Source organism: Bradyrhizobium sp. MOS001, assembly GCF_004634465.1.
GTDB classification, from domain to species: Bacteria; Pseudomonadota; Alphaproteobacteria; order Rhizobiales; family Xanthobacteraceae; genus Bradyrhizobium; species Bradyrhizobium barranii.
Genome location: NZ_SPVJ01000021.1, coordinates 56,357 through 81,666, shown reverse-complemented (window position 1 = coordinate 81,666; position 25,310 = coordinate 56,357). Strand labels below are relative to the sequence as shown.

Below are 25,310 nucleotides of genomic sequence, written 5' to 3'. Positions count from 1 at the left end.
CCTATTCGCCGATCACGTCGCCGAACAGCTCCCAGGACTTGCCGTTGAAGCGCGCCATCTGCAACTGCCGGATCGGCGTCACCTGCTCGGCCGAGGTGTTGAGCTTGATGCCCGGCAGCAGCATCGGCAATTCGACGTCCTTGAACGACTGCGTCTGCTTCATCAAATTGGCGCGGGTGAGGTCGTTGCCGGCGCGCTGCAGCACCAGCTCCATGATCTGCGCCATGGTGTAGCCGGTGACGTTGAAGACGTCGGCCGGATCGGCGCTCGAATTGTACGTCTTCATCCACTCGCGCCAGGCTTTCATGCCGGAATCATTCTCCCAGCGCGGATCACCGGGATCCTTCTGGAAAGCACCGGTGACGATGCCGACGGAATTGTCGAGCCCGGCCGGCACCAGCACGGAGCCGACGGAGTTGGAAACGGCGGGAAGGATGATCTGCGGCTTCCAGCCGAGCTCGGCGATCTTCTTGATCGCTTGCGCCGCGAATTTCGGCGTGCACTCGTTGAAAACAACGTCGGCGCCGGCGGCCTTGAACTTGACGATCTGGGAGTCGACGGTCGGATCCGATGTCTCGTAGGTGGCCTCGGACACGATCTGGTTGACGTGCTCCCCTAACCCTTCCTTGAAGCCGGCGAGATAGTCGCGCCCGGGATCTTCGTTCGGCGTGATGACGGCGATTTTGGCATTCGGCTTGTTCGCAAGAATCCACTTGGCATAGATGCGGCCTTCGGTCCGGTAGGTCGGCTGCGAACCGGTGGTCCAGGGAAAATGCTGCGGATCGTTCCAGCGGCTGGCGCCGCTCGACGGGAACAGCTGCGGGATCTTCTTGGCGTTGAGGTATTTCTGCGCGGCGATGTTGGGACCGGTGCCGAGCATCGAGAACATCGCCAGCACCTCGTCGCTCTCGGCGAGGCGGCGAATCTGCTCGACCGTCTTCGACGGCGAATAACCGTCGTCCATGCTGAGCAGCTCGACCTTGCGGCCGTTGATGCCGCCCTTGTCGTTGAGCATCTTGAAATAGGCGATCTCGGCGCGGCCAATCGCGGAATAGGCGGAGGCCGGTCCCGAGTAGGGCATGGTCTGCCCGAGCTTGATCGACGTGTCGGTCGCGCCGGTGTCGTAGTTTCCGGCCGTCGCGGCCGAAGCGGCGCCCAGCGCCGCAAGCAGAGCAACGACTCCACGGACCAGTTGTCTTCCCGACATGCTCGGCATCTCCTTCCCAGGCAAGACGCATCGACGCGCGAGCTCACAGGCTGCCGCCGGCGCCCTCCACTTTCTTCTTGGTTATCATCGGCCGCATCGATTGCGATGCCGGCGAGCGCGACGATACAAGGATTATGAAGCGTGAGATGTAGCGAAGAATTCAGATGCGTATGCGCGGCTTGCAGCCGTTCTATTTTGCGCGCTCGTTACACGGCAATGTGAGCGTCAGACCTCGAGCCATGCGTCAGACTTCAAGCCATTCCTGGCGCACGGCGGCATTGGCCTTGAGCTCGTCCGGCGTCCCCTCGAACACGACGCGGCCGTGACCCATGATGTAGACGCGCTTCGAGATCCGCATCGCGATCGAGAGCTTCTGCTCGACCAGCAGGATTGCGACGCCGGCCTGCGCGATGCGCGCAATGAGATCGCCGACCTGCTGCACGATGAGCGGGGCGAGACCCTCGGTCGGCTCGTCGATCATGATCAGGTCCGGATCGCCCATCAGCGTCCGGCAGGTGGTGAGCATCTGCTTTTCGCCGCCCGACAGCACGCCTGCGGCCGTATCGGCACGCGCGGCGAGATTGGGGAACATCTCGAGCATGTCCTCAAGCCGCCATTTGCCGGGGCGGCGCGTGTCCTTGACGCCGAGCAGGAGGTTTTGGCGAACCGTCAGGCTCGGGAAGATATCGCGATGCTCGGGCACATAGCCGAGGCCGAGGTGCGCGATCTTGTAGCTGGGAAGGCCGGCGATGTCCTTGCCCTTGAAGCGGATCGTGCCTTGCGGCGCGACCTCGCCCATGATCGCCTTGACCGTGGTCGAGCGGCCGACACCGTTGCGGCCGAGCAGGCTCACGACCTCGCCCGCGGCGACGTCAAGGTCGACGCCCTGGAGGATGTGGCTCTTGCCGTAATAGGCGTGGAGATCCCTGACCTCGAGCATCAATGCGCTTCCTCGCCGAGATAGGCTTCCTTGACCTTCGGATCGCGCCGGATCTCTTCCGGCGTGCCCGAGGCGATGATGTGGCCGTAGACCAGCACGGAGATGCGGTCGGCAAGGCCGAATACGACGCTCATGTCGTGCTCGACGATGACCAGGGTCTTGCCCTCGGTCAGTCGCCGGATCAGCGACACCGCGCGGTCGGTTTCGGCGTGGCTCATGCCGGCGGTCGGCTCGTCGAGCATGACGACCGTGGCCCCGCTCGCGATGGTGATGCCGATCTCGAGCTCGCGCTGCTCGGCATAGGTCAGAAGTCCCGCCGGAACATCGCGCCGATGGGTGAGATGGATGTCGTCCAGGATCTGGGCCGTGCGCTCGCGCACTTCCGGCAGGCTGTCGACGTTCTTCCAGAAGGCGTAGCGATGCCCCGTCGCCCACAGCACGGCACAGCGGACGTTCTCCCAGACCGACATGCGGGCGAACACGTTGGTGACCTGGAACGAGCGCGACAGGCCGCGCCGGTTGATCTCGAACGGCCGCAGGCCGGAGATCACATCGCCGTTCAGCTTCACCTCGCCCGAGGTCGGCTTGATGTGGCCGCTGATCAGATTGAACGTCGTGGATTTTCCGGCGCCGTTCGGGCCGATGACGGCGTGACGCTCGCCTTTCGCGACGCTGAGGTTGAGGTCGCGGATGATGCCGACATTGCCGAAGCGCTTTTCGACGGCGCGGACTTCGATGGCTGCGTTCTTTCCAGATACCGCTCCGCTCGTGCCAGATACCGCTCCGCTCATGCCAGATACCCCCGGTCACGGGCGACCGTCGCAGCCCTGTCCCACGCGTCCGCGATCCTCCGCCAGCTCAGCCGCGCGACGAACGCACCGCCGACGACGAGAACTGCTGCGGAAATCCACGTCACCGGGGACTTCGCATTGAAGGGAATGCCGAACAGGTTGATCGGGTCGCCGCCGGAATAGCGCGCGACCGTCTCGATGGTGAGGATGACGCCGCAGGCGAGCGCCAGGGTCGGCACAATAGCGACGAGATAGGACGGGATCACCGTCCACAGCGTTCCGGCGCGAACCAGCGGCCGGTGCATCATCAACAGGCCGGCGATACCGCCCGGCGCGAACATCACGATGCCGATGAAGATGATGCCGAAATAGAGCTGCCAGACGCTGGTGAGGCCTGTCAGCCCGAGCTGGAGATAGGTCACCAGGATCGCGCCGAGGATCGGCCCGAAGAAATAGGCGATGCCGCCGATGAAGGTGGAGAACAGCACCAGACCGGACTGGATCGCACCGAGCAGCGCGGAGTTCGCGATCTCGAAATTGATCGCGGTCAGGCCGCCGGCGACGCCCGCGAAGAACCCGGCAAAGCAATAAGCGAGATAGCGAACGACGTGAGGATCGTAGCCGATGAACTGGACACGCTCGGGATTGTCGCGGACGGCATTGCTGATCCGTCCCAGGGGCGTCCGGGTCAGCGCGTACATCACGATGGCCGACAGCACCAGCCAGAACGCGATCAGATAATAGACCTGAAGCTGCGGCCCGAACGACCAGCCGAACATCTTGGGCAACGCCGTGCGATCCGTGGTGATGCCGGCCTCGCCGCCGAACACCGAGCGCAGGATCAGTGAGGACGACGCCACCAATTCGCCGATGCCGAGCGAGATCATCGCGAACACGGTGCCGGCGCGCTTGGTCATGACCCAGCCGATGATGACAGCGAAGACGAGACCACCGATCCCGCCGAACAGCGGAATGAACGGCAGCGGGATCGGCCAGCCGTGCGACACCACCGCATTCATCATGTGGCAGGCCGCGAAGCCGCCGAGGCCGTAATGCACGGCGTGACCGAACGACAGCAGTCCGGTCTGGCCGAGCAGGATGTTGTAGGACAGCGCGAAGACGATCGCGATGCCGATCAGGCTGAACGACGTCAGCGAGCCGCCGGAGGAGAAGATCAGCGGCAGGACGATCAGCGCTGCGATGCCGATCAGCCAGACGCCGTAGAAGCGCAGGCCGTCGCCGGCGGGCTTCGATGTCGAAATCGGTTTGGCGGTCATGACTCGCGCGTCCCCATCAGGCCCATGGGGCGAACGATCAGAATGAGCACCAGCAGCATATAGGGAACGATCGGCGCGACCTGCGCGATCGTGACGTTCCAGATGTCGGTGAGGACCGACGGTCCCGTCGACGGATCGAGCGGTCCGAACGCACTCGCCAGCGAGCCGTTCAGCGCCACCGCAAAGGTCTGCACCAGTCCGATGACGAGCGAGGCGATGAAAGCGCCGGGCAAGGAGCCGAGGCCACCGAACACGATGACGACGAACAGGATGGGCCCGAGTGCTGCGGCCATGTCCGACTGCGTCACCAGGGCCGGTCCGGCAATGACGCCGGCAATGCCGGCGAGCGCGCTGCCGACGCCGAACACCACCATGAACACGCGCCCGACATTGTGGCCGAGATGCCCGACCATGTGCGGATGCGTCAGCGCCGCCTGCACGATCAGGCCGACGCGGGTGCGCTTGAGCACGACCAGCAGCGCCACGAAGATCACGACCGACACGGCCAGCATGAAGATCTTGTAGGCGGGATAGTTGGTCGAGAAGATCGTGAAGGCCGGGAAGTCGAGCAGCGCCGGCACGCGATAGTCGACCGGGCTCTTGCCCCAGATCATCGACACGATTTCTTCGATCGCAAAAGCCAGACCGAAGGTCAGCAGCAATTCCGCGACATGGCCGTGCTTGTGGGTGTTGCGCAGGCCGTAGCGCTCCACCGCCATGCCGATGGCGCCGACCAGTAGCGGCGCCAGCACCAGCGCCGGCCAGAAGCCGATCCACTTGGTGAGCTGGAAGCCGAAGAAGGCGCCGAGCATGTAGAAGCTGGCATGCGCGAAGTTGAGCACGCCCATCATGCTGAAGATGACGGTCAGCCCGCTCGACAGCAGGAAGAGCAGCATGCCGAACAGCACGCCGTTCAGGGTCGAAATGACAATGAGTTCAAGCACAGCGCACTCGTCTCTGTCCGGGGCCTGATGGCCCCGGTGAACATCGCCCAATCAAGAATAGTCCGGCCACCGCCTTCCCGCGACCGATGTCGGCCGCGGGAAAACGACGGATGTCGTGATTACGGCCGCGCCATCTTGCAGGTCGTGGGGACCATGGCCTGCGCCGTGTCGACCTTGGAGACGAGGTGCCAGCCCCAGCCGGTGTTTTCCTCGTCGAAGGGCTCATTCTCGGTCAGCTTGCCGAAGGAGGAAATGTAGATCGGCTGAAGGAACTGGTGGTCGTCCTTGCGCATGATGCCGGTGCCGCCGTCCAGAACCTCGAACTTCAGGTCCTCGAGCGCCGCCGCCACCTTCACGGGGTCGATCGAGTTGGCCTTCTCGGCAGCCGCCTTGAACATGCGCATCTCGTTGACCGCACGCGGGTACCAGAGCGACAGATTGACCTTGGCGCGGAACGCCTTCTCGTAATCCATCGCAACCTTGTTGCCGGAATTCGCAAAGCCTTCGGTGATCTGGAAGACCTGATGATCGAGACCGGTCTGCTTGACGGCAGTGGGGCCGCCGGCGCCGCCGGCATAATAAGTGTACCAGTTGACCTTCAGGCCGGCGTCAGCGGCAGCCTTGAGCAGCAGAGCGAAGTCCTGGCCCCAGTTGCCGGTAACGACGCTGTCGGCGCCGGACGCCTTGATCTTGGCGATATAGGGCGAGAAATCGGTGACCTTCAGCAGCGGATGCAGCTCGTCGCCGACGATCTGGATGTCGGGCCGCTTGGCGCCGAGCATCTTGCGCGCGTCGGAGCGGACGGACTGACCGAACGAATAGTCCTGGTTGATCAGGTACACCTTTTTGATCGAGGCGGTGTCCTTCATGTAGTTGGTGAGCGCCTCCATCTTGATGTCGGAGCTCGCATCCCAGCGGAAATGCCAGTAGCTGCACTTCTCGTTGGTCAGGCTGGGATCGACGGCGGCGTAGTTGAAGTACAGCACTTCCTTGCCGGGATTGCGCGTGTTGTTCTTGGTGACGAAATCCGACAGCGCCGCGCCGACGGACGAGCCGTTGCCTTGCGTGATGTAGTGGACCCCGGCGTCGATCGCCTTCTGGGCCTGCACCAGGCTTTCCTGCGGATTGGTCTTGTTGTCGAGCGGCACGATCTCGATCTTGTGGCCGAGAATGCCGCCCTTGGCGTTGAGCTCGTCGGCCAGATACTGGAATGTCTTCAGACCACCCTCGCCGACGCTGGCACCACCGCCGGAGAGCGGATCGATGTAGCCGATCTTGAGGGTGTCCTCAGCCGACGCGGCATGACCGAGCATCGGGGCGATCACGGCAATGGCCAAAGTGAGCTTGCGCATTTTTTCGTTTCCTCGCTGGCTATCGACTTTAGTCGATGGGCTTTTTGCGCATGTTGCAGCGCAATTGCAGATCCCTAATGAGCAGAACGAACTTTGATTTTCAAGCTCGGCGAGACATGGCTCCGGCCATCGTTATGAAATGTGAAGGCGGCTACCCGTCTCGCCGGCAGCTTTCCGCGACGAGGAATAGAACGCAAGGGGAAACTGGCCTGCGCGGCGCCTGACGACGCAGGTGTCGCAGCCGTCTACAGGCTGCGATAGTTCGCGATTCCCGACAGGTCGGGCGTGAATCCGAGCCCCGGTTCCTCGCCGAGGACGATCGTACCATCCGTGACACTGGCAACGGCACCGCAGAACCGGTCGCGCAGCGGATTGTCGTTGGCATCGACCTCGAGCCAACCGTCGCCGCCGATGCCCGCCAGCAGATGCGCCGAGGCGAGCAGTCCGATGCCGCCGCCGAGATAATGCGGGCAGAACGTCTTGCCCGCCTTCAGAATGTCGCGCGCGACGCCAGCGCATGCGCTCAGTCCGCCCCATTTCGCGATGTCGGGCTGAACGACGCCGAGCACGTCTTCGGCCAGGACGTCCTTGAATCCCTCGACGCTCGAAATGTTCTCGCCCGCGGCAATCGGCATTTTCGCGGCTGCCCGCAGCCGGCGCCATTCCTCGCGCGGCCGGTCGGCGCGGATGGGCTCCTCCAGCCATCGCAGATCGAACGCGGCCAACCGCGGCACCATCTCCAGCGCCTGATCGACCGACCAGCCCTGATTGGCATCGGCAGCGAGCATGCCTGCACCGACGATCGCGCGCAGCGCGGCCAGATTGGCGAGGTCGGTCTCGGCACCGAAGCCGACCTTCAGCTTCAACGCGCGATGGCCACGCGCGAGCGCGGCTTCGGCCGTCTGCGCGGCGCCGCCCGGATTGATGCCGCTGGCATAGACCTTGATCCTGCGCGACTGCCCACCGAGAAGCCGCCACAGCGGCAAGCGCCGCCGACGCGCGGAGAGGTCCCACAGCGCGAGATCGATGCCCGAAACAGCCTGCGCGAACGGACCGGGCTCGCCGCATTGAAGCGCCAGCACTTCGGTCCCCTTCGTCAGGACCTCGAAAGCCTGGGCGGGACTGTCGAACCTGCGCCCGACAAGCCCCGGAGCCAGCACTTCATTGACAAGCCGGGCGCGGTGCTCGGCGCCCGGTGCAGGAAAGTTGGACCAGGCTTCGCCCCACCCCTCGACACCGTCCTCGTCGAGCGCGCGAACGAAGACGGCCGGACGGTTGAGCATCTTGCCGAACGACGTCACCACCGGCGTCGCCAAGGGATAGCGATAGCAGAAGGCCTCGATCGAGCGGATGGTGAAGCTGTCAGTCATGTTGCAGATCCTGCGATCGAGTTGAGACCACGCGGGACCGTTACCATCTCAGTAGGCGCGCGCGAAGTCACCTTCCTGCTTGATATCAGCGAACACCGGGAAGCGCGCCTTCCACGGCGTGCCCTTGGCCGTGGTCAGTTGATTGAGCCGTTCCAGCACCCCGAGGCCATCCTTGCGCAGGCTGGCCGACACCGCTGCGCGGTCCGGAAAGTTCTTCAGGACGGCATCCAGCCAGATGGTACGGCCCGCCAGGAAACCGCTTGCGCCTGCGGCATAGGAGTAGTCGAGCACGCGCTCGAACTTTTCAGGCGCAGCGCCGCCCGACAGCAACACCCAGGGGATGCTGCGTTCGCGGCAGATATCACCGATCGCATCGAACTCCTTCTGCGCCGCCTTTGCTTCCGTGCTGCCGTCACGCGCCGGCAGGCTGTTGGCTGCAAGCGGGCTCTCCAGCTTGAGAAGATCGACGCCGTATTCAGGCTTTGCGAATTCACGCACGCTGTCGATGACGAGGCCCGGGAGCTTGCCGGGCGATTCCACGTAATCGGCCGTGTGATTGGCGCTGCCGAGGAACGGGTAGACCAGCAACTCGAGCACGTACGGGATATCGTGACGGGCGCAGTCTTCGCCGATTTCGCGCACGAAACGCTTCTGGTGCTCGTTCACCGCGGCATCGGCGTCCGGCCGGTACCAGGCCAGCACCTTGACGGCGTCGCCGCCCATGGCGCGGATCTTCTCCACGCTCCAATTGGTGATCGCGCGCGACTTGCGGCCGCCCGCGGTTTCCTCAACGCGGTGCTCTTCCAGCGTCATGATCAGACCGCAGCGCGGCGGCAGCAGGTCGATCGCGGCAGGCACTGCGAAGTTCGGGTCGAACAGCATCGAGCTGCAATGCGGCGCGAGGTTCTCGACCAAGAGACGCTTGGCCGCCGTGACGTCGGAATATTCGACCTGGTCCCGCGTGATCCCCTTTGCCTTCGCAATGGCATCGAACAATGGCGGCCGCTGATCCAGCGCGACCATGCGAAAATGGCCATCCGCGTCAGCAAGCCGTGCCAGGCCGCGGTTCTTTCCAATCGTTCTCATGGCTTCGTCCTCATGAATACAAGACACTCGTTGATATCGGGGATTCCGTTCCGGCCGCCGGCGTGGCGGCATTTCATGGCGGCCGTCGCCGCCGAAAACGCCATGGCGGCGCGCACATCGAGGCCGGCGCCGATCGCGAGCGCATAGGCGCCGTGGAAGACGTCGCCCGCGCCCGTGGTGTCGACGACGTCGACGGCGTAGGCGGCCTGCCGGTGCAGCTGGCCGTTCTCGTACCAGCTCACGCCGCCCTCGCCGCGCGTAACGGCGATGACGCGGCAGCCGAAGCGCGCAAGGGCTGCGAGAGATCTATCTTCGGCCGAGCCGGCAAAGGCGGCGAGCGCGGGCTCGGAGAAGATGGCGTGATCGGCTAAGGGCAGCAGCCGCTCGAATACCTCAGCATCGGCCATGTCGCCGTCGAGCACCGTCGGAATGCCGCGCGATCGCGCTTCCCGAAACAACGTCGCGGCGCCTTCGACCCAGCGCGGATCAGCCAGCACGGAGGACGCGCGCGCTACGGCTTCGAGCGGAAGCCAGTCTGCGGTCTCTGGGTAAAGGCCACGGAAATTCACGATCTGCCGCTCGCCGCTGCTATCGACGATGATCCCGGAGACCGACGAGCGGCCATCGGGGAACAGCCGGAAATTCTCGACATCGACGCCTTCAGCGGTGAAGGCCGATTTCATCTCATGGCCCGCGGCATCATTCCCTGCCCGCCCCCAGAACGCGACGGATGCGCCGAGCTTTGCCACCGCAACAGAAGCGTTGGCGGCCATGCCGCCGCCGAGCGTGCCGTACTCGACCGCCTTGATCTTCTCGCTTCCACCCGCGAACGGCCGATCGACGCGCCAGACCTGGTCGAGCGCGGACAGGCCGAGGCAGATCACGTGCACGGGCTTCGTGCCGGACGCGAGGTCCGCCAGCGCCGAGAGATCGCCGATGTTTGCCGACGCACTCACCGCAAGACCTGTCCGTTGGATGCAGCGAACAAATGCGTCTTGCCCGACTGTGGGCGCAGATTGATGCGATCACCAACCTTCGGCCGCAGCGCCGGATCGACCCGCGCGATGGCGGAGCCGCCGGCGAGATCGAAATGGATCAGCGTGTCCGAGCCGAGCGGCTCGACCAGCCTGACGTTGATCGCGATGCCATCAGCGGCATCCGCAGCCACAGCAAAATGTTCGGGGCGAATGCCCAGCACGGCGTTGCCGGCCTTGCTCAGGCAGCCAGCGGTCTCGCCGTCCAGCGGCACCACCGTTCCGCCTTGCGACAGGATCGCGCGCTCCTGACGCCATTCGACCGGGAAGAAATTCATCGCGGGCGAGCCGATGAAGCCGGCGACGAACTGGTTGGCGGGCCGCTCGTAAACCGTCTCCGGTGTATCGTATTGCTGGATCGTGCCGCTCTGGAGCACGACGATCCGGTCGGCCATGGTCATGGCCTCGATCTGGTCATGTGTCACGAAGACCATGGTGGTCTTCAGCTCCTGCGACAGCGCCTTGATCTCCGCCCGCACCTGCCCGCGCAGCTTCGCATCGAGATTGGAGAGCGGCTCGTCGAACAAAAAGGCCTTGGGATTGCGCACGATGGCGCGGCCCATGGCGACGCGTTGGCGCTGGCCGCCGGACAACTCCTTCGGCTTGCGGTCGAGATAGGGCTCGATGTGCAGCAGTGCGGCCGCACGCCTCACGCGGGCGTCGATCTCGGCCTTCGGTGTGCCTCTCAGCTCCAGCGCAAACGACATGTTGTCGTAGACCCGCATGTGCGGGTAGAGCGCGTAATCCTGGAACACCATCGCGATATCGCGTTGCGCAGCCTGGACGCCGTTGACGCGCCTGTCGCCGATGTAGAGATCGCCCGACGAAATCGGCTCGAGGCCCGCGATGATCCGCAGCAAGGTCGACTTGCCGCAGCCGGACGGGCCGACGAACACGACGAATTCGTGGTCCGCGATCTCCAGATTGAGATCGGGGATCACGGTGAAATTGCCGTAGCGCTTGGTGAGGTTGCGGATCGAGATCGAAGCCATGATCGCTCAGTCCAGTGCCAGCACGGGCTTGATCAGCTCGCCCTTGGCGAAGCGGGCGAAATTCTCTGGCAGAGCCGACAGGCCGAACTCGCCATCGACCAGGACGCGGTACTCGTCCTTGTATTTGCGCAGCAGCTCGACATTCGGCTCGAAATCCGAGACCGGGAAATAGAAGGTCCGGATCATGTAAAAGTCCTTGCGGCGGAAGACCTTGCCTTCCTCGATGGTCCAGGGCGCGGCGTTCTCGCCGACCAGCACCAGCGCACCGCGCGGCAGGACCAGCTCGATGCCGAGGTTGCGCGCCGCATGGGCGCCGGAGCATTCCATGATGAGGGCGAAGCGCTTCGAGGTATCTCCGACCGGGTGCGCCTTTGCGCCAAAAGACTGTGCGATCTTCAGCCGTGCCGCGTTGGGATCGGCAACGTGGATGTCGTCGTAGCCGAGCGCGCGGAGCGCCAGCACGACGCCAAGGCCGACAGGCCCCGCGCCCATGACGAGAACTGGACCGGCCTCGCTCGGCGGCACCACGCGGCTGACAAAGCGGACGGCGTGGCCTGAGGTGCCGATGGTGTCGAGCAGCAGCGGCGCAAGGCTGTCCTCGATATCATCAGGCACCGGCAGCAGGCAGTTTTCCGGCACCGGCACATATTCGGCATAGCCGCCGGGCCTGTTCCAACCGATCAGGCTGGAGACTTCCAGGCACATCTGGGTATCGCCGCGCTTGCAAGCGGGGCAGTGGCCGCAGTGCAAGGGGATATAGACGGCGCAGCGGCGGCCATGCAGGCGATGACCGGGCTGTTCGACGACACCAAAGATCTCATGGCCGGCGGTGAACTCGGCGCCCTTGTGCCAGAGCTTGAAGTCGGAGCCGCACAGCGCGGTGCGCGAGACGCGGACGAGCACTTCACTTGGGCCGACATCGGGCATCGCGACGCGCTCGATGGTGATGCGGTCATTGCCGTGGAAGACCGCGGCCTGCATGATCGAGTTCGGACGGGGCGACACGTTCATTTCGATACCTAGCCTTTCACCGCACCGAGCGTCAGTCCGGACACCAGCCAGCGCTGAACCAGGGCCGCCAGCACCAGCGGCGGCAACGCGATCAGCGTCGCCGCAGCCATGAGAGCGCCCCATTGCGTTGAGCCCTCACCGATGAAGTTGAAGGCCGCCGCGATCAGCGTCTTGGTGTCGCCGTTGGAGAGCACCAGCGCAAACAGGAAGTAGTTCCACGAAAACACGAAGGCGAGGATCGCCGAGACGGCGACGCCTGATGCCACCAGCGGCAGCGCGATGCGCCAGAGGATGCGCGTGACGCTGCACCCATCCACCTGCGCCGCCTCGAACACGCTGCGCGGAATGCCGTCGAAGGACGGCAGCAAAACCCAGATCACGATCGGCAGCGTGATGACGGCATGGCTGAGGATCAGCGCGGTGTAGGAGCCGATCATGCCGACCTGCCGGAACATCACGTACCACGGCAGCAGGAACAACGTGCCGGGCGCCATGCGCGCGGCGAGGGTCAGGATGGCCGGCCACGAAATCCGCGTCCAGGAGACGGCGAAGGCAGCAGGAATTCCAAACAGCAGACCGAGTGCGGTCGAGCCAACGGTGACGATGAGACTGTTGAGCGCGTAGCTGAGGAACGGTGTGGTCCTGGTCAGCTCGACATAGTTTTCCAGCGTCGGCGAGAAGCTCAGCGTCGGCGGATAGGCGGTGACCTCGAACGACGGCTTGAACGAGGACAGCACCATCCAGACCGTCGGCGCCATGATGAGCACGCCGGCGAGCAGGAGCTGCACCGTGTTGAGCCAGCGGATCCAGCGGTCGGTGTTGGCGGCATCGTTCATGACATCACCAGGCCACTGCGCCGCGCAAGCGGTTGAAGGCGAGCACGGCGCCGAACACGATCGCCGTCAGCGTCAGCATCAGGGCGCTGGCATAGCCGATGTTGAAGAATTCGAAGCCGACCCTGAAGCCGTAGATGTTGAGCGTGTTCGAGGCGTTGCCCGGGCCGCCCTGGGTCGTGATGTAAATGATGTCGAAGAAGCGCAGCAGATCGACGCTCCGCAGGATCGCCGCGGTGACGATGGTCGGTAGCAGCAGCGGCAGCGTGATGCGCTGGAAAGTCCTGAATGGAGACGCGCCGTCGATCTGCGCCGCCTCGTAGACGCTCGGCGGCAGGGATTGCAGGCCGCCCAGCACGATCAGGGCGACATAAGGCGTCCACTGCCAGCTGTCGATCAGAGCCACGGTCGGAATGACCCAGGTCGGCGAGGCCAGCCAGTCCGACGGCGGCAGGCCGAACGACTGAAGGATATAGTTGGCAGCACCGAGCGACGGATCGAGGATCACCAGCCACATCATACCCGCCACCACCGGCGGCATCATGAAGGGCGAGATGAACAGCGAGCGCACGATGCCTGGCAGCCGCTTGGCGTGGAACAGCACCAGCGCCAGCCAGACGCCGAAGACGAGCTGCAGCACCAAGGACAGCACGAACAGCGCAATGGTGATCCACAGCCCGTGCCAGAATTCGTAATCGGAGATCAGCTTCGAATAATTGGCGAGGCCCGCGAAAGACTGCTTGCCGGTCGAGGAGAAGGTCTGGAAGCCGAGCCAGATCGTATAGACGACCGGAAACGCGATCATCGCGACCGTGAAGACCACGGCCGGCGCCGAGAGGGCCGCCATCTCCAGCTTCTGCCGGTCCTGCGTGAGTGTCGCAGCCGTATCAGACATGCGTTCGTGTCCTCGATCGAGTTGGGTGCCGGCAGGCAGCAAGCCTGCCGGAATGAGGCCGTTAGTTCAGCGCGATCAGCGCATCCAGCGCCTTGTCGGCATCCGCGCAGGCCTGATCGACGGTCTTCTGCTTCAGGATCAGATCCTGTACCGCCTGCCCGATGAACTCGCGCGATTGCGGATTGGCGACGATGGGATAGCCGACCTCGGAGGAGCCCTTCGTTGCGAGCACGTCGAGCGCGGCCTGCCATTCCTTGCGGACCGGCTCCTCGTCGATCCACTTGCGATATTCGGGATCCTTGGCGACCGACGGACGCGGCGGGGCAATGCCCTGAAGCGCCATCTTCTTCTGCACCTCTGGGCTGGTCGCCCATTGCACGAAGTACCAAGCCGCATCCGGCTGCTTGCTGTGCGAGGACACTGCCATGCCCCAGCCGATCGTGGTCGGCACCTGGCCGGCATCGCCCGCCGGGAACGGCAGCAGGCCGGTGTCCTTCAGGCGCGCGCCGCCTTCCATCACCGTGCGCAACTCATTCGACGACTCAAACGCCATCGCGGCGCGGCCGCTGCGGTAGAGCGCCGAAATCTGCTGGAAGCTGTAGTTGACGACGCCAGGCGGTCCGAAATCGCGCAGCAGCCGGCTATAGGTGTCGAGCGCTTCCTTGCCCTTGGCCGAGCAGAGGTTCGACTTGCCGTTTGCGACATAGCTGCCGCCGATATTGTGCAGCATGTTGCTGAAGGTATAGGCAATCGCGGGCTTGAGGCCGCGCGAGACGAACGGCGTCACGGTGCTGTCGCAGCTCTTGATCTTCTCGGCAGCGGCCTCGACGTCCTTGATCGTCTTCGGCGCCTCGAGACCGCACTTTTTGAAGATGTCGGTGCGGTAATAGAAGATCGGGCCTTCGATGTTCATGGGCATGCTGGTCAGCTTGCCGCCGAAGGTCGCGGCCTTCAGCAGGGCCTGGCTCAACCCGTTGGAGTCGTATTCCCTGGCCACCTCGTTCTTGGCCATCGCGGTGAGATCGCCGTACCAGCCGGCGGCGGCGAACTGCTCGCCCTCGCGCGAGGGCAGCGTCATGAACACGTCCACCTCGTCGCTGTTCGCATTCATGACGGTCACCAGACGCTGGCGCATCTGCTGTTCCTGATAGCCGTCGACCTTGAGGGTCATGCCGGTCAGCTTCTCGAAATCGGCCTTGTAAGTCAGCAGCGCCTGCGACACCGGATTGTTGTTGGCGAGAAAGGTGACGGTCTTGCCCTTGAACTTCATCCAGTCGAAATCGGCGGCGTGCGCCTGCGCGGTCGCCGCAGCAATCGCGAGAACGGGCAACGCGACGTGGGTCGCGAGCATCCTGGCCTTCATCGAACTCTCCTCCCGGCTGGCCGCCTTAAGCTGGCGGACCATTTTGAACACGTTTGAGCAGCGCTTGAAAACGGTTACAAAATAGACCTCGCATTCGCCGTGTCAAGCGATGGACAAGCCGCACAATCTGCGGCAGATTTGCGACATTGCCGCTACCATGCGGTTCGCTATGCCCGATGTAACGTTACATTCATGAGACTGACCAACGCCAAGTCTGTGAAACAGGGCATCCGCGCCGTGGCGGCCCGCGCCGGCGTCTCGACGGCATCGGTCTCGCGCGCCCTCAACAACCCCGACGCGGTGAGCCCTTCCTTACGGGCGCGCATCGAGCAGGCCATCGACGCGCTCGGCTACATCCCGCACGCGCCGGCGCGCATCCTGTCGTCACGACGCTCGCGCACGCTTGGCGCAATCGTACCGACGATCGACAACACGATGTTCGCACGCGGCATCGCCTCGCTGCAGCAATATCTGTCGTCGGTCGGATACATGCTGTTTCTCACAACGAGCGGCTACGATCTCGACGTCGAATTGCAGCAGGCGCGCAATCTGATCAGCCGCGGTGTCGACGGCCTGGTGCTGCGCGGCGATTGCCATCACGACGGATTACGCAAGCTGCTGGCGGACAATGCCGTACCGTTCATCAATGTCGGCATCTACCAGCCCGACCGGCCCTATCCTTGCGTCGGCACCGACAACGAAGCCGCCGCCCATCGCGCCGCCGCGCATGTCATCGAGCTCGGCCACCGCCGCATCGGGATCGTCTCGGCGCTCCAGCGCAACAACGACCGCGCCAGCGCCCGCGTCGCCGGCTTTCGCCGCGCGCTGACGGAGAACGGGCTCGAATTGCCTTCGCAATGGCATGTCGAGGTGCCCTATACGCTGGACGACGCGCGCGAGGCGGCGCGCTATCTCCTAAGCCTCGAGGACCGCCCGACAGCCGTGGTGTGCGGCAACGACGTCATCGCCTATGGCGTGCTGCTCGAAGCCGAGCGCAGCGGTTTTTCGGTGCCGCGTGACCTCTCGGTGGTCGGCTTCGACGACCTCGACTGGAGCCGGCATTTGCGGCCGAGCCTGACCACGATCCACGTACCGACCGGAGAAACCTGGCAGCGCGCCGGTGAATATCTGGTGCGCAGCCTCGCCGGCGAGCAGACCATCATGCATCGCGAGATCGACTTCTCGCTAGTCGTCCGCGAGTCGACGGCTGCGCCTCCGAAATCCCTGAAGTGAGACACTCCCGATGAATCCGAACTTTTCCCTCGCCCCCGGCTTCCATGCCGTCGTGATCGGCGGCGCCGGCGACATTGGTGCCGCCATCAGCAATCAATTCTGCGATCTGGGTGCGACGGTGTCTGCAACGGGCGCGAACGAGGCCGATCTTGCCCGCACCCTCCTCAAACCGCGCGCGGGCCTCACGCTCGCAACGCTCGATGTCACCGATGACGAAGCCGTCACGTCCTTCGCCCGGAAGCACAAGCGCGTCGACGCGCTGATCAATTGCGCCGGCATTCTCGCGCGCGACAAGGAATTTGAGATCGAGACCTTCATGAAGGTGCTCGACGTCAATCTCACCGGCACGTTCCGCACCTGCATGGCCTTTCACTCCCTGCTCGCGGAGCAGACGGGATCGATCGTCAACATCGCTTCGATGAACGCGACGCTGGCGCTGCCGCGGATTCCCGCCTATTGCGCCAGCAAGGGTGGTGTCGTGATGCTGACCAAGGCGCTGGCTTTGAAGTGGGCCGAAGAAGGCATCCGCGTCAACGCGGTCGCGCCCGGCTATATCGAAACCGCGATCAACGCCGCCGGCCGCAGCGACCTTGCGCATTATCAGCGCATCGCCGATCGCACCGCCTTCAAGCGCTGGGGACAGCCGGAGGACATTGCCGGCGCCGTTGCCTTCCTCTGCATGCCGGCTTCGCAATATGCGACCGGCACCGTCGTTGCCGTGGATGGCGGCTTTCTGGCGGGGTAGCGCGCGGGTCTATACGCCCAGCGCCTTGCGGTTGAACGTCCGCAGGAAGCGCAGCGACAACGTCCGCACATTCGCGACGTTGAGCAGCCAGGCCGCAGCGGCGTAAGCAACCCCACCCGCGGAGCTGACGACCATCAACGCCACGATACCGGTACCGCCGACCTGCGTCCGCGCAACGAGGATAGCGCCCGCCATCGCCGCAGCCGAAGCCGCAACGCCGGCGAGGCGGTTGACGTCGAACGGCACGGGATGGGCGCGGCGCATCAGGGCGACGGCGACGACGAAGCCGAGCGCTTCGGTGGCGAGCGTGGCGAGCGCCGCGCCGTAAAGGCCGTAGCCCGCGACCAGCGCGAACATCAGTGCCACGCTCAAAACGAGCGTGAGGAACGACTGCGCCGCCAGCATGAACGGCCGCTCGGCGAGCTGGAAGCTGATCTGCACATAGAATTGATTGGCGATGCCGAAGAAGCGCGCGAGCACCAGCGTCGGCAACAGCGCCGATACGCCGGCGCGAAAATCGACGCCGACGAGCGTGCCCGCGACCTGGTCGGCCGCGAGCGCGAGCCAGACGGCGACGGGTGCGACGACGACGAGCAGCAACTCAAGGCTCTCGCTCAGCCGCTCCCGCGTCGTCTCGCTGTTTTTCTCCGACAGCGACCGGAACACCAGCGGCACGGTCGCAGCGGCGACGCTGGAGGCGATCATGACCATGAACTGGCGCGGCAGATCGGCGGCGACGCCGAAAATGCCGGCGGCGTCCTTGCCGAGCAGATAAGCGACGATGAGCCGGTCACAGGCCGAATAGACCGCAACGGACAATCCGGCCAGCGTCAGCGGCAGGCCGTAGCGCGCCAGCTGCATGAACTGGCTGCGCTCGAAGCGCGCGATCTTGGTGCGGTCGCCGACGAGATTGAGAATGATGCCGGTGAGCGAGCCCAGGCCGAACGCGGCGAGCAGTCCCAATCCACCCCAGCCGAGCCAGATGCCGAGCAGGCCAAAGCCGACGCTCGACACGCTGCGGACGATCGAGATCGCCGCGAACCTGTAGGGGCGCAGTTTGGCGCGTTCGAATTCCTGGCCGACATCGACAGCATTGGCCATGATCGCGACGAACATGCTGGCGAGCAGCAGCTCGACGCTGAGGTCGCTGCGGAACAGAATGACCAGCGGCGTGGTGGCGCAGAGGACCGCGGCCGTCAGCCCGAAGGCGACCATCGCCGTGCCGCGAAAATCCACCTCCGCCGACATCGCCTGATAGCGGGACACCGACAGCTTGATCCAGGCGAAGAAGATCGCGCCCAATATGCCGGCGAGGCTGATGCCGACGACATAGACGCCGTACTCGGCCGGCGTCAGCAGCCGCGTGTAGGCCGTGACCGCGAAGAAACCCACCGCTGCGGGCAGGATGTAGGCGACGAGATAAATCGAGAAATGGCGGTTCAGCATGCGAGCACAGGACCGGCAACGGTGTTGCGATGGTGACGGCCGTTAATCAATGACCTTGGCGGGGCGAACGAACTGCGCCGCAGCATCTCTCAAGAGTGTCACATAAGTCTGCAGATCGGGCGGCGAATGAGGCTGAGAGGCCGCTTTCGCGCGTTAGCGTTAAATTTGCCCTTTCCCTGGGGCGGTTCGAGCGATCACGACACGAAACCCTGATCCAGACTGGAACAGCGATGCAGCGCCACGCGCGTTGCGCACCGGACATCCGCAAAGGTTAACCCAACGACAGGAAACCCCGGCGTCGCAAGGCGCCGCTTGGTACGATGGCGCGTTGGTTCCAAAAGGAACGTCCCACCGTGACCAGGCTCGACAGACGCGAATTTCTCCTTGGCGGCGCCGCAGCACTCGCGGTGGGGGCAGCGGCGTCCGCCGCGCCGGCATCAAAACTCGCGCAGCGCCGTCCGGGCTTTGGCGCTGCTGCGACGCTCTGGGACCTGCAAGCAGATCCCAGGCTCGGCGAAGCCATCAGTACCTATTGCACCCAGGTGGTGCCGGTGCTCGAGCTGAAATGGCCGATGCTGCGGCCGAACGCGCACACGTTCAACTTCGAGCGCGCCGACGCGATCCTGGATTTCGCCAGGGAGAACGATCTGACAATGCGCGGTCACGCGCTCGCCTGGTATCACGACATTCCGGACTGGACCAAGCAGATCAAGGATTCCAAGGGCGTCGAGCGCGCCTATGTCGACCACATCGGCACCGTCGTGTCCTATTACAAGGACAAGCTGACGTCGTGGGACGTCGTCAACGAGCCGATCCCGGACAATCCGAAGAAGATCACCGACCGGCGCGACACGTTCTGGACGCAGCATCTGGGCAACCGCTGGATTCCGCTGGCCTTCCGCACGGCGGCCGCGGCCGATCCCTTCGTCAAGCTCGCGATCAATGAATATGACATCGAGTCGGCGAAGGACTCGTTCATTGCCAAGCGCGCGGCGTACCGCAACCTGATCATGGACCTGCTCGACCAGGGCGTGCCGCTGCACGCTGTGGGCCTGCAATCGCATCTGCACGCCGAGCTCGAGATCGACACGCATGGGCTCGCCGAGTTCGTCACCGAGCTGCGTTCCTGGGGCCTCGAGGTGCTCGTCACCGAGCTCGATGTCGACGACCAGAAACTGACGGGCAATCCGGCAGAGCGCGACGCCATCGTCGCCAAGCGCGTCGACGATCTCCTGACCGCGATCTCGACCAGCGGGCCGGTGCGCTCGATCCTGACCTGGGGCCTCTCGGATCGCTATAGCTGGATCAACGGCACCTTCGCCCGCGCGGACAAGCAGCCGAACCGCCCCTTGCCGCTTGACGGCGAGTTCAAGCCGAAGCCGTTCATGGACGTCATCAGCAAGTTCACGAGGGACGCCTGAGACGCGGCCTTAGCGCGTCTTCGCCGGCACTTCGAATTCGGCCGCATCACCCATATCTTCAGGAGACAGGCTCGGGCTGCGTCGATCCCGCGAGCTAAGGCGGAACACGTCGCGGATGTCGTCGATCGAGGTCGACGAATAGGACTGGATGCAGAGCGCGACCTGTTCGGGCGAGGCCGCGCGCATCATCGCTTCGATGGCCGGACGGTCGAGGGGCGTCTCATCCCAATGCGAGACGGCGATGCTGTCCTCGGTGACCCGATGGGTGGCCAGATGCGCCGGAGAGTTCGCGACGAAATGGCCGTACATCAGATACTCCGAGAACTTCTTCTTCCGGCACAACGCCAGAACCCAGTTCAATCCCGTTGCCGACTTGATGGCGTCGGTCATCGCGCGCGCGGTGTCCTTGTCCCAGACCAGCGCGTTGCCGACATAGTCATCGGCGGGGAAGGACCGGTCCTTGATGCCGAGCAACTGATCGACTGTGCGCAGCCACAGCCCATGCAACGGGTGGTCAGCGCCGATGTCCTTCGGGGTGACGAACAGCGGCGTCTTCTCTCCGCCGGCATATTGGCCGGCGTCGAATTCGCGGAAGAACAGATTGTCCGAATCCAGGATGCAGACGCGCTGCTCGGATGCGTTGAGCACGCCGGCGATTTTCAGGATCTGCTGGATGTGCCAGCCATGCACCGGCGACGACAGCAGCGACAGCCAGACCCGGCGCTTGCTGAGGAACTGAAGCGAGGGCGGCAGCGCCCAGAGCCATTTCGGCAGATAATTCGAGGCCGGAACGATGACGCGCTTGTCGGATGCAAACGGCGCGAACAGCGGCACGTCCTCATCGTTAACGAGAACATAATGCCGCGTGTATCCCGAGAGCCAGGTGTCGATGCTCTCGCTGAGCAGCGAAAAGCGTTCGATATCCTTGGCGTAGCTGGCGGTCAGCAGGGCAACGGAATGCATGGAGCGCGCTCGAATGGCCATCAAGCCGCACTCATAGCCGCACCGCGAGATGCTGGAAACTCACAAACGGAATCAAGGTAAAACGAAACGAAGCATTAGCCATCCGACGGCAGCCCCTGCTCGATGCCGCGAAAACGCAGTGGCGCCAGCGCGGCGGCGCGCTGCCACCAGTCGGCGACGCGGTCGTCGAGCGCGGTCACGCCGCGACCCTGGCCGGGGAAGATCCTGATCTGCTGCACCGCCTCGGCCTCGAACCCCCTGCCCTTGCGCGTGATCTTGAGGGCGGCGCCCTCGCGGTCGCGCTGCGTCAGCGGCGCCAGGAGGCGGCCGCGCGGGCGGAGCGACTGAAGCCAGAGCGGATGCGGGTGCGGGAAGCCGGCATGCACGATGATCACGTCGGCCGGCTCGCCGATCTCCTCACATCCATCGCCATGCACGACCTCGACATTGCGATAGGGGCGAAGGTAGTTCGCGGCACGCGCCGCAAGCCGCCCGTCGCATTCGATTGCATGCACCCTGCCCCTGGGCCCCACGATCTTCGACAACACCGCCGAAAAATAGCCGAGACCGCAGCCGATCTGGACCACGCGGTCCTTCTCCCCGACGTCGAGCAGATCGATGAAGTGCGCCCACAGGCTCGGCAGCCCGGTGTCGAGCCTGCGGCGCGCATCGATCGCGACCAGCACATTGTCGTAGAGATGAACGGGATCGGGATCCGGCGTCAGCCGGTAGCTGCGCGCCGCCTCGCTCTTGATGCGCCAGGGTCCCTTCGCCAGAAAATCCTCGCGCGGGATGGCGGCGAGCGCTTCGAGCAGGCGTGGCGAGGCGATCCGCTCTCGCTTCGCGATCAACTCGACGTAGCGCGCACGCGCGGCGGCAAGATCGCTCATTTCATCGCATCGGCCTGTTCAAGGACGGGCACGTCTCCGCCGAGCTCGCTGAGGAGCTGCATCGCCTGCTTCAGGTCCGGGGTATAAAAGCCCTCGCTGAACTTGCCGACGATCGGCAAAAGCAGGAGGCTTGCGTGCTCGCGCTTGCCGGCTTGGTGCGACAGGCGCGCAAGGCTGACGGCGGTCCGAAGCTCCCATGACAGCGCGCCCTGCTTGCGCGCGGTCTCCAGCGACAGGGCGAACAGGTCCTCCGCCTCCTGCACCGATGCCGGATCACCGTCCGACATCGTGATCTCGCCCTGCAGGCGATAGACCTCGGCGAGATAGGAGTGATCGCCGGTCCGTCTCGCGGTCGCGAGCGCGCCGTCCAGCGCGCGCAAGGCGGCATCGCGCATCCCGACCTTGGCATAGGCTTCCGCAAGGAGGCAGCGGAACCAGCAGCCGGCGAGCCAGGAATCCATCGCCTCGTATTCGTCGAGGCCGAGGCGCATCTGGCTGAGACCTTCGTCGGCGTCGCCGAGCTGGGCCAGCGCCCAGCCGCGCAGGATCGCCGCCTGCTGCTTCCAATGCAGGAAATTGTGCTCGGTGGCGATGATCATGGCGCGGTTGGCGTGGTCGCGCGTGCCCTCGACGTCGCGCAAATGCTGGCACAGATAGGCGCCGAACACGAGCGCGAAGGCGAGCGTGAAGGGATGGCGGATCTTCTCGGCATTCGCGATCGCCTGCTCGCTGTGCTGGCGCGCCGCGTCGGGCCGGCCGAGGAACCAGAGGAGATAGCCGAGATAGGACAGCGAAACGACGCCGGGATCGGTGCCGTGCCGCTCCATCAGATCGGAGTGCAGATCAGGACTGTAGAGGTTGATGCAGCGGTGCAGATGGTGCTGGGAAGCGGCAAAACGGCCGCGATAGAGCATCGTCATCGCGATCGAGCGGTGCGCCTCGATCAGATAGCCGGTCTGCTGTGCCGGCTGGGTGCGCTCGTTCAGCCGCTCGCGCTTGGCGAACTTCAACAGCTCGACGCTGAGATCGTGCGCGCGGCTGAGATCGGCACGGATGAAATGGCAGACCCAGAGCCCGCGCGTGGCGGCGAAGGCCTTCTCGTCGTCGTCGAGCTGCTGACCGAGCTCGAGCGCGCGGATGTAGTTCTCCTCGACCTCCTGCACAGCGTAGCCCTTGGCGGCAATCAATGCGTTGCCGAGCGCGATGCGCAGCTCCAGCTCCATCTCGTCGGCGCCCTGCATGCGCGCATTGGCCTGCACGACGCTCAAGCCCCGGCGCAAATGCCCGATCGCCTCCAGATTGGCGCCGCTCTTGGCCGCCTGCTTGCCGGCCTTGAGCCAGAAGCTGGCGGCGCCCTCGCTCTGGCCGGATTCGGTGAGGTGATGGGCCAGCAGCTCCGGTTCGCGCTCGGTCTTCTCCGGATACATCTCGGCGAGCACCTGCGCGATCCGCGAATGCAGCTTGCGCCGCTCGCTGTGCAGCAGGCTGTCGTGCGCGGCGTTCTGGATCATCACGTGCTTGAAGGAGTAGAGCGCGCCGGGCGGATGGCCGCGGCGCATGATCAACCCGGCCTCCTCCAGATGATTGAGCGCGGCCTCGATCTGCTCCGCCGGCGTGTTGGCGACCGCGTGCAGCGTCGCGTAGGAGAACTCGCGACCGATGGTGGCGCCGATCTGCGCGATTCGCTTGAACGGCCCCATCCGGTCCAGCCGCGCCATCAGCGAGTCGGTGAGGGTCGCCGGGATCGCGAGCTGCCGCCATGGACCCGACAGCACGTAGCGCCCGTGCCGCTCGGTCAGGAGGTTGGATTCGAGAACGGTCTTGGTCAGCTCTTCCAGGAACAGAGGCACGCCGTCGGTCTTGACGATGATCTCCTCGACCACCTCCTTGGGAAGCTCGCGGCCCGCGACGCGCTCGACCAGCGTCGTGCGCAGCTGCCGGCTCAGGCGGTTCAGCACCAGCGTGGTGATGTGCGAATGCGCGTTCCAGCTCGGCTGGAATTCGGAGCGCGCGGTGATGATGACAAGGACCGGCTGGTTCTGCACCCGGGCGACGAGGAGGTCGATCACCTCGCGGGAGGTCGGGTCGATCCAGTGCAGATCCTCAAGCGCGATCACCAGCGGCATGTCGCGCGCAAGGCCGAGGAAATGATTGACCAGCGCCGCGACGGTCGCATCCTTCTGCTGCTGCGGCGACAGGTCGAGCGGCGGATAGCGGTCTCCGGTCGGGATCGACAGCAGCGCGGCAAACAGCGGCGTGACCTGCTCGATGTCGCCATGGGCGGCCGCGATCGCGGTCTCCAGACCCGCCAGCGAGGTCGCGGATGGATCCTCGCGGTCGAGGCCGAGCGAGAATTTGAGCTGCTCGGAGAATGGATAGAACGCCGTGGAGGTGTAATAGGGCGAGCACTGGAACGAGACGTGTCCATGGCGGTCGCCCGCGATCCGGTCGAAGATCTCCTGGATGATGCGCGACTTGCCGATGCCGGGCTCGCCGAACTTCACCACGACCTGGCCGTCGCCGTCCTTGACCTGCTGCCAGCGTCCCATCAGCAGCGCGATCTCCTCCTCGCGGTTGACGAGCGGTGTCAACCGCCCGCCCATGGCAGCGGCGAAGCGGGTCTCCGCTCGCGAGGCGCGCACCACGTGCCAGGCCTGCGTCTTCTCCGAGATGCCTTTCAGCGCATGGACGCCGAGATTGCGGTAGTCGAACTTGCCCTTCAGCAGCGACTGTGTCGAGGACGAGATCACGACGCCGTTGGGTGGCGCCAGACCTTGCAGGCGAGCGGCGAGGTTGACGGTTTCTCCGACCGCGGAATCGCGCTCCTCGGTGCCCTGGCCAACGAGGTCGCCGACCACGACGAGGCCGGTTGCGATCCCGATGCGGACGGCGGGGGCGTGGCTCAGCGCACCGCGCGGCTCGATCGCGCGCGCAGTCGACAGCACCCGCACGATCTCGAGCCCGGCGCGCACCGATCGCTCGGCATCGTCCTCATGCGCGGTCGGATAGCCGAAATAGACAAGGATACCGTCGCCGACGAAGCGCGCGGCAAACCCTTCGTAATGCTTCACCACCCGGACGCAGGTCTCGCGAAAGCTCGCGATCATGTCGCGCACGTCTTCCGGATCGAACTGCACCGACAGCGAGGTGGAATCCACCATGTCGCAGAACATGGTGGTGAGCTGACGCCGTTCGGCACCGACTTCCGCCCGGACTTGCGGGCGCGCCGCCGCATCGGGCTTCTCTGCGGTCTCAGCCTGGAATAGCGCCGACATCGCGCGCCGAAGCCGCTTGCGATCGCCGAGCGGCAATCCGAGCTCGACCAGGTCGGATTCCGTCAGGTCCCCCATCACATCGAGATCGAGGCGGTGCTGCGCGAAGAGATCGGTGTAATGTCCAAGACCGACGCCTTCGAGCCAGCGCTTCAACCCGCCTTCAGTCCCCGTAACAGGCTCATTCTCCAGCATGGTGATTCTGCCCGACCTTCACTCCGTCGAAGGGCTTTAGGCCCCTCAAC

At 64.6% G+C, this 25,310-nt stretch carries 21 protein-coding genes; 3 read left to right on the top strand and 18 right to left on the bottom strand.

Translation table 11 applies throughout. From position 1 onward, the window contains the following. Position 1: 1 nt before the first annotated feature. The 14 genes from CT676_RS24245 to CT676_RS24180 form a co-directional block, all read right to left on the bottom strand. Positions 2-1,216 (bottom strand): ABC transporter substrate-binding protein, encoded by a 1,215-nt coding sequence (locus CT676_RS24245; RefSeq protein WP_167768139.1) that lies wholly within the window; start codon positions 1,214-1,216, stop codon positions 2-4. Positions 1,217-1,451: 235 nt separating this feature from the next. Further along, positions 1,452-2,147: an ABC transporter ATP-binding protein gene (locus CT676_RS24240; protein WP_063985355.1), complete on the bottom strand. Its 696-nt coding sequence runs from the start codon at positions 2,145-2,147 to the stop codon at positions 1,452-1,454. Further along, a complete protein-coding gene (locus CT676_RS24235; RefSeq protein WP_085403260.1) occupies positions 2,147-2,938 on the bottom strand; it encodes an ABC transporter ATP-binding protein in 792 nt (263 codons plus the stop codon). The genes CT676_RS24240 and CT676_RS24235 overlap by 1 nt, the downstream gene beginning before the upstream one ends. Further along, positions 2,935-4,215, bottom strand: a complete 1,281-nt coding sequence (locus CT676_RS24230; RefSeq protein WP_135215553.1) for a branched-chain amino acid ABC transporter permease — start codon at positions 4,213-4,215, stop codon at positions 2,935-2,937. Before CT676_RS24230 ends, CT676_RS24235 begins: the two co-directional genes overlap by 4 nt. Next, complete coding sequence (locus CT676_RS24225; RefSeq protein ID WP_038936438.1) at positions 4,212-5,159, bottom strand: branched-chain amino acid ABC transporter permease; 948 nt, start codon at positions 5,157-5,159, stop codon at positions 4,212-4,214. Before CT676_RS24225 ends, CT676_RS24230 begins: the two co-directional genes overlap by 4 nt. Before the next feature lie 119 nt (positions 5,160-5,278). Then, complete coding sequence (locus CT676_RS24220) at positions 5,279-6,511, bottom strand: branched-chain amino acid ABC transporter substrate-binding protein (protein WP_085403258.1); 1,233 nt, start codon at positions 6,509-6,511, stop codon at positions 5,279-5,281. Positions 6,512-6,756: 245 nt separating this feature from the next. Then, positions 6,757-7,881, bottom strand: coding sequence for a mandelate racemase/muconate lactonizing enzyme family protein (locus CT676_RS24215; RefSeq protein ID WP_085403257.1), 1,125 nt, complete (start codon positions 7,879-7,881; stop codon positions 6,757-6,759). Between the two features lie 48 nt (positions 7,882-7,929). Next, positions 7,930-8,967, bottom strand: coding sequence for a tagatose 1,6-diphosphate aldolase (locus CT676_RS24210; protein WP_085403256.1), 1,038 nt, complete (start codon positions 8,965-8,967; stop codon positions 7,930-7,932). Then, the gene (locus tag CT676_RS24205; protein WP_085403255.1) at positions 8,964-9,923 is read right to left on the bottom strand and encodes a sugar kinase; all 960 of its coding nucleotides are present in this window, start codon (positions 9,921-9,923) and stop codon (positions 8,964-8,966) included. The genes CT676_RS24210 and CT676_RS24205 overlap by 4 nt, the downstream gene beginning before the upstream one ends. Further along, positions 9,920-10,993: a sn-glycerol-3-phosphate ABC transporter ATP-binding protein UgpC gene (gene ugpC / locus CT676_RS24200; protein WP_085403254.1), complete on the bottom strand. Its 1,074-nt coding sequence runs from the start codon at positions 10,991-10,993 to the stop codon at positions 9,920-9,922. The genes CT676_RS24205 and ugpC overlap by 4 nt, the downstream gene beginning before the upstream one ends. 6 nt (positions 10,994-10,999) lie before the next feature. Continuing rightward, positions 11,000-12,004 (bottom strand): zinc-binding dehydrogenase, encoded by a 1,005-nt coding sequence (locus CT676_RS24195; RefSeq protein WP_085403253.1) that lies wholly within the window; start codon positions 12,002-12,004, stop codon positions 11,000-11,002. 8 nt (positions 12,005-12,012) lie between these two features. Further along, complete coding sequence (locus CT676_RS24190; protein WP_085403252.1) at positions 12,013-12,840, bottom strand: carbohydrate ABC transporter permease; 828 nt, start codon at positions 12,838-12,840, stop codon at positions 12,013-12,015. A gap of 4 nt (positions 12,841-12,844) precedes the next feature. After that, positions 12,845-13,732: a sugar ABC transporter permease gene (locus CT676_RS24185; protein WP_063986668.1), complete on the bottom strand. Its 888-nt coding sequence runs from the start codon at positions 13,730-13,732 to the stop codon at positions 12,845-12,847. Between the two features lie 61 nt (positions 13,733-13,793). Then, entirely contained in the window at positions 13,794-15,095 is a 1,302-nt protein-coding gene (locus CT676_RS24180) for a sugar ABC transporter substrate-binding protein (protein WP_085403323.1), read from the bottom strand. A 192-nt stretch (positions 15,096-15,287) separates the two neighbouring features. Between CT676_RS24180 and CT676_RS24175 the strand changes: the two genes are divergently transcribed. Both CT676_RS24175 and CT676_RS24170 read left to right on the top strand, forming a co-directional pair. Beyond that, the gene (locus CT676_RS24175) at positions 15,288-16,328 is read left to right on the top strand and encodes a LacI family DNA-binding transcriptional regulator (protein WP_167768138.1); all 1,041 of its coding nucleotides are present in this window, start codon (positions 15,288-15,290) and stop codon (positions 16,326-16,328) included. Between the two features lie 10 nt (positions 16,329-16,338). Further along, a complete protein-coding gene (locus CT676_RS24170) occupies positions 16,339-17,073 on the top strand; it encodes an SDR family oxidoreductase (RefSeq protein ID WP_085403251.1) in 735 nt (244 codons plus the stop codon). 9 nt (positions 17,074-17,082) lie between these two features. Here the strand turns inward: CT676_RS24170 and CT676_RS24165 are convergent, their stop codons facing one another. After that, positions 17,083-18,519: an oligosaccharide flippase family protein gene (locus CT676_RS24165; RefSeq protein ID WP_085403250.1), complete on the bottom strand. Its 1,437-nt coding sequence runs from the start codon at positions 18,517-18,519 to the stop codon at positions 17,083-17,085. Positions 18,520-18,872: 353 nt separating this feature from the next. On the opposite strand from CT676_RS24165, the gene CT676_RS24160 reads away from it, so the two are divergent. Then, positions 18,873-19,940: an endo-1,4-beta-xylanase gene (locus CT676_RS24160; protein ID WP_085403322.1), complete on the top strand. Its 1,068-nt coding sequence runs from the start codon at positions 18,873-18,875 to the stop codon at positions 19,938-19,940. 9 nt (positions 19,941-19,949) lie between these two features. Here the strand turns inward: CT676_RS24160 and CT676_RS24155 are convergent, their stop codons facing one another. The 3 genes from CT676_RS24155 to CT676_RS24145 form a co-directional block, all read right to left on the bottom strand. After that, the gene (locus tag CT676_RS24155) at positions 19,950-20,903 is read right to left on the bottom strand and encodes a DUF6492 family protein (RefSeq protein ID WP_085403321.1); all 954 of its coding nucleotides are present in this window, start codon (positions 20,901-20,903) and stop codon (positions 19,950-19,952) included. A gap of 95 nt (positions 20,904-20,998) precedes the next feature. Then, positions 20,999-21,793, bottom strand: coding sequence for an rRNA adenine N-6-methyltransferase family protein (locus CT676_RS24150; RefSeq protein WP_085403249.1), 795 nt, complete (start codon positions 21,791-21,793; stop codon positions 20,999-21,001). Then, positions 21,790-25,260, bottom strand: a complete 3,471-nt coding sequence (locus CT676_RS24145; protein ID WP_085403248.1) for an AAA family ATPase — start codon at positions 25,258-25,260, stop codon at positions 21,790-21,792. Before CT676_RS24145 ends, CT676_RS24150 begins: the two co-directional genes overlap by 4 nt. Positions 25,261-25,310: the final 50 nt, after the last annotated feature.

Excerpts from the sequence above, each read along its gene's own strand:
- ugpC (WP_085403254.1), bottom strand. The coding sequence starts at position 10,993 with ATGGCTTCGATCTCGATCCGCAACCTCACCAAGCGCTACGGCAATTTC.
- CT676_RS24245 (WP_167768139.1), bottom strand. The coding sequence starts at position 1,216 with ATGCCGAGCATGTCGGGAAGACAACTGGTCCGTGGAGTCGTTGCTCTG.
- CT676_RS24195 (WP_085403253.1), bottom strand. The coding sequence starts at position 12,004 with ATGAACGTGTCGCCCCGTCCGAACTCGATCATGCAGGCCGCGGTCTTC.
- CT676_RS24150 (WP_085403249.1), bottom strand. The coding sequence starts at position 21,793 with ATGAGCGATCTTGCCGCCGCGCGTGCGCGCTACGTCGAGTTGATCGCG.
- CT676_RS24185 (WP_063986668.1), bottom strand. The coding sequence starts at position 13,732 with ATGTCTGATACGGCTGCGACACTCACGCAGGACCGGCAGAAGCTGGAG.
- CT676_RS24175 (WP_167768138.1), top strand. The coding sequence starts at position 15,288 with ATGAGACTGACCAACGCCAAGTCTGTGAAACAGGGCATCCGCGCCGTG.
- CT676_RS24180 (WP_085403323.1), bottom strand. The coding sequence starts at position 15,095 with ATGAAGGCCAGGATGCTCGCGACCCACGTCGCGTTGCCCGTTCTCGCG.
- CT676_RS24230 (WP_135215553.1), bottom strand. The coding sequence starts at position 4,215 with ATGACCGCCAAACCGATTTCGACATCGAAGCCCGCCGGCGACGGCCTG.
- CT676_RS24215 (WP_085403257.1), bottom strand. The coding sequence starts at position 7,881 with ATGACTGACAGCTTCACCATCCGCTCGATCGAGGCCTTCTGCTATCGC.
- CT676_RS24165 (WP_085403250.1), bottom strand. The coding sequence starts at position 18,519 with ATGCTGAACCGCCATTTCTCGATTTATCTCGTCGCCTACATCCTGCCC.
- CT676_RS24190 (WP_085403252.1), bottom strand. The coding sequence starts at position 12,840 with ATGAACGATGCCGCCAACACCGACCGCTGGATCCGCTGGCTCAACACG.
- CT676_RS24220 (WP_085403258.1), bottom strand. The coding sequence starts at position 6,511 with ATGCGCAAGCTCACTTTGGCCATTGCCGTGATCGCCCCGATGCTCGGT.
- CT676_RS24235 (WP_085403260.1), bottom strand. The coding sequence starts at position 2,938 with ATGAGCGGAGCGGTATCTGGCACGAGCGGAGCGGTATCTGGAAAGAAC.
- CT676_RS24240 (WP_063985355.1), bottom strand. The coding sequence starts at position 2,147 with ATGCTCGAGGTCAGGGATCTCCACGCCTATTACGGCAAGAGCCACATC.
- CT676_RS24170 (WP_085403251.1), top strand. The coding sequence starts at position 16,339 with ATGAATCCGAACTTTTCCCTCGCCCCCGGCTTCCATGCCGTCGTGATC.
- CT676_RS24145 (WP_085403248.1), bottom strand. The coding sequence starts at position 25,260 with ATGCTGGAGAATGAGCCTGTTACGGGGACTGAAGGCGGGTTGAAGCGC.
- CT676_RS24210 (WP_085403256.1), bottom strand. The coding sequence starts at position 8,967 with ATGAGAACGATTGGAAAGAACCGCGGCCTGGCACGGCTTGCTGACGCG.
- CT676_RS24155 (WP_085403321.1), bottom strand. The coding sequence starts at position 20,903 with ATGCATTCCGTTGCCCTGCTGACCGCCAGCTACGCCAAGGATATCGAA.